The following is a 3,620-nucleotide window of genomic DNA, read 5'->3' as shown; positions in this document are numbered from 1 at the left end:
TCCCTCGGCCGGCGTCGGCGGCCGCCGGCTCTCCCTGCACCTCGACGACGCCGACGCCATGGGCTGGGCGGCGATCACCGGCGGTGCGGCCGGCGACCACGTCTGGCTGGACCGCTCGTTCGACGCCGGGCGGACGTGGGCGTCGGGCAGCAAACTCGGCGACACCGCAACGCCGTCCGGGGCCACGGGCTGGCGGACGCTGATGTACAACGCCGACGACTGGGCGAACAGGGGCGTCGGCCTGCTGCGGGCGTGCGGGCAGCCCGCGGGGTCGGGGACCATCGCCTGCACCGGCTGGGCCCGCCCGACGTGGAACGCCTGGGACCGGCGCACCGCGGCCGCCACGGCGCTGATGGAGCGGTACAACCTCGGCACCGGCCTCTTCGACACGACCGGGTGGTGGAACTCGGCCAACGCGCTCACCGCCGTCATCGACAACATCCGGATCAGCGGCATGGGCAGCTACCGCTACGCGATCGACACGACGTACACGAAGAACCTCGCGGCCCAGGGCGGCCAGTTCCGCAACGACTACCTCGACGACACGGGCTGGTGGGGCCTCGCGTGGGTCGACGCCTACGACCTGACCGGCGACAGCAAGTACCTGAACACCGCCCGCGCGGACGCCGACCACATGTACGCGTACTGGGACGGCGTCTGCGGTGGCGGGGTCTGGTGGAGCACCGGCCGCACGTACAAGAACGCGATTCCGAACTCGCTGTACATCCAGCTGAACGCGGCGCTGCACAACCGGATCCCGGGCGACACGGCGTACCTGGCACGCGCCCGCGCGGGCTGGACCTGGTTCGCCGGCACCGGCATGATCAACGGCTCGAACCTGGTCAACGACGGCCTGACCACGTCGACCTGCGCCAACAACGGCCAGCCGGTCTGGTCGTACAACCAGGGCGTGCCGCTCGCGGCGCTGACCGAGCTGTACCGCGCCACCGGCGACGCGGGCCTGCTGACGAAGGCCCGCGCGATGGCGAACGCGTCGACGTCGAACGCGGGCTTGAACCCGGGCGGCATCCTCCGCGACCCGGGCGAGACGGCCGGAGGCGGCGGCGTCGACGGCCCCTCGTTCAAGGGTGTCTACGTCCGGGACCTGGCCGTGCTGAACGCGGCGCTCTCCGACCACCCGTACACGCCCTACCTGCAACGCCAGGCGAACGCGGCGTACGCGAACGACCGCACCAGCGCGGAGGCCTACGGCCTGCTGTGGGCAGGCCCGTTCGACCAGCCCGACGCGGCCCGCCAGCAAAGCGCCCTGGACCTGATGAACGCGGCCCCGTGACGGAAGCCGGAACCCACGTGATCAGAGCCGGATCTCGCGTGATCGAAGCCGGATCCCGCGTGATTGGGGCCGGAACCGGTGAGTTCCGGCTCCAATCACGCGAGTTCCGGGCCCAGTCACGCGAGTCACGGGCTCGGTCACGCGAGTTCCGGGCTCAGTCACGACTCAGAGGGTCTTCTCCAGGCGGCCGGCCAGGAGCTTGATGAAGCGGGAGGGGTCGGCGAGTTCGCCGCCCTCCGCCAGCAGGGCCATGCCGTAGAGGAGCTCGGCCGTCTCGGCGAGGCCCTCGTCCTCCGGGCGGGAAGCGTGTGCCTCGCGCAGCCCCGTCACCAGCGCGTGCTCCGGGTTGAGCTCGAGGATGCGCTTGATCGGCGGCAGCTCCTGCCCCATCGCGCGGTACATCTTCTCCAGCGTCGGGGTCAGGTCGTGGGTGTCGCCGACGATGCAGGCCGGCGACGTCGTCAGCCGCGACGAGAGGCGGACCTCCTTGACCGTGTCGCCGAGCGCCGTCCCCATCCACGTCAGCAGGCTCTCGAAGTCCTTGTTCCGCTGTTCGCGGGCGACCTCGGTGGCCTTCTTGTCCTCTTCCGACTCGAGGTCGACCTGGCCCTTGGCGATGGACTGGAACTGCTTGCCGTCGAAGCCCGGCACCGAGTCGACCCACATCTCGTCGATCGGGTCGGTCAGCACCAGCACCTCGTAGCCCTTGGCGCGGAACGCCTCCATGTGCGGCGAGTTCTCGATCGCGGACCGCGATTCGCCGGTCATGAAGTAGATGTGCTCCTGGCCCTCCTTCATCCGCGAGACGTAGTCGCGCAGCGAAGTCGGCTTCTCCGCGTCGTGCGTCGAGGCGAACGACGAGATTTCGAGGATGGCCTCGCGGTTCTCGAAGTCGTCGAGCAGGCCCTCCTTGACCGCCCGGCCGAACTCGCGCCAGAACGTCGCGTACTTCTCGGCGTCGGCGGTCATCATCGTCTTGACCGTCGAGAGGACCTTCTTCACCAGGCGACGGCGGATCAGCTGGATCTGCCGGTCCTGCTGCAGGATCTCGCGCGACACGTTCAGCGAGAGGTCCTGCGCGTCGACGACGCCCTTGACGAACCGCAGGTACTCGGGGACGAGCGACTCGCAGTCGTCCATGATGAACACGCGCTTGACGTACAGCTGCACGCCCCGCTTGCGCTCCCGCAGGAACAGGTCCATCGGCGCGTGCGAGGGCAGGAACAGCAGCGCCTGGTACTCGAACGTCCCCTCGGCCTGCAGCCGGATCGTCTCCAGGGGGTCCTGCCAGTCGTGGCTGACGTGCTTGTAGAACTCGTGGTACTCGTCCTCGGTGACCTCGCTCGACGACCGCGCCCACAGCGCCTTCATCGAGTTGACGGTCTCGGCTTCCTCACCCTCACCCCGCATCCGGATGGGCCAGGTGATGAAGTCGGAGTACTTCTTCACGATCTCGCGGATCTTCGCCGCGGACGTGTAGTCGTAGAGGTGGTCCTCGGTGTCCTCGGGCTTGAGGTGCAGCGTGACCGCGGTGCCCTGGGGCGCGTCCTCGACCGGCTGGATCGTGTAGGTGCCTTCGCCGGTCGACTCCCAGCGGACGCCCTCGGCGGTGCCCGCGCGGCGCGTCACCAGGGTGACCTTGTCCGCGACCATGAAGCTCGCGTAGAACCCGACGCCGAACTGCCCGATCAGGTCCTGCGACGCCGCCGCGTCCTTCGCCTCCTTCAGCTTGGTCAGGAAGTCGGCGGTGCCGGACTTGGCGATCGTCCCGATCAGGGCGACGACCTCTTCGCGGGTCATGCCGATGCCGTTGTCGCGCACCGTGAGGGTCCGCGCCTCCGGATCCGTCTCGATCGCGATGTGCAGGTCGCCGGTGTCCGCCTCGAGGTCCTTGTCGCGGTACGACTCCAGCCGCAGCTTGTCGAGGGCGTCGGAGGCGTTGGACACGAGCTCCCGCAGGAACGTGTCCTTGTTCGAATAGATCGAATGGATCATCAGCTGGAGCAGCTGACGCGCTTCCGACTGGAACTCCAGCGTCTCGATCGGGGCAGTCACTTCCATTCCTTTCCGCATGTCCGGCGGCCGTTGTTGGGTCGATCCTACCGACCGGGCCCGGCAGCACGGGACCGCGCACTTTATGAACGCAATGTAGGGGCCGGCGGCTCCCGGTGTGATGCTGGCCACGCCCCGCTGCCGATCAAGGAGGATCGAGTGCCCGGACGCTTCCCCCGGTGGGCGGCCGTGTTCGCCGCGGCCTGTGCCCTGACCACCGCCTTCGCCGCGCCCGCCACCGCGGCGGGCGTCGCCGACCACCCCGTCCCCACCA

The 3,620-nt window shown here is 69.1% G+C and carries 2 protein-coding genes; one reads left to right on the top strand and one right to left on the bottom strand.

Annotated elements, in window-relative coordinates; translation table 11 throughout:
* The coding region (locus CCN39_RS43925) for a glycoside hydrolase family 76 protein (protein ID WP_086852650.1) at positions 1-1,294 on the top strand (1,294 nt) is incomplete at its 5' end.
* Positions 1,295-1,459: 165 nt separating this feature from the next.
* On the opposite strand, the gene htpG is transcribed toward CCN39_RS43925, so the two are convergent.
* Complete coding sequence (gene htpG, locus CCN39_RS43920; protein WP_167455363.1) at positions 1,460-3,349, bottom strand: molecular chaperone HtpG; 1,890 nt, start codon at positions 3,347-3,349, stop codon at positions 1,460-1,462.
* Positions 3,350-3,620: the final 271 nt, after the last annotated feature.

The organism is Amycolatopsis kentuckyensis (assembly GCF_002155975.1).
In the GTDB taxonomy this organism is placed as follows: Bacteria; Actinomycetota; Actinomycetes; order Mycobacteriales; family Pseudonocardiaceae; genus Amycolatopsis; species Amycolatopsis kentuckyensis.
This window is presented reverse-complemented; position numbering and strand designations above follow the sequence as displayed.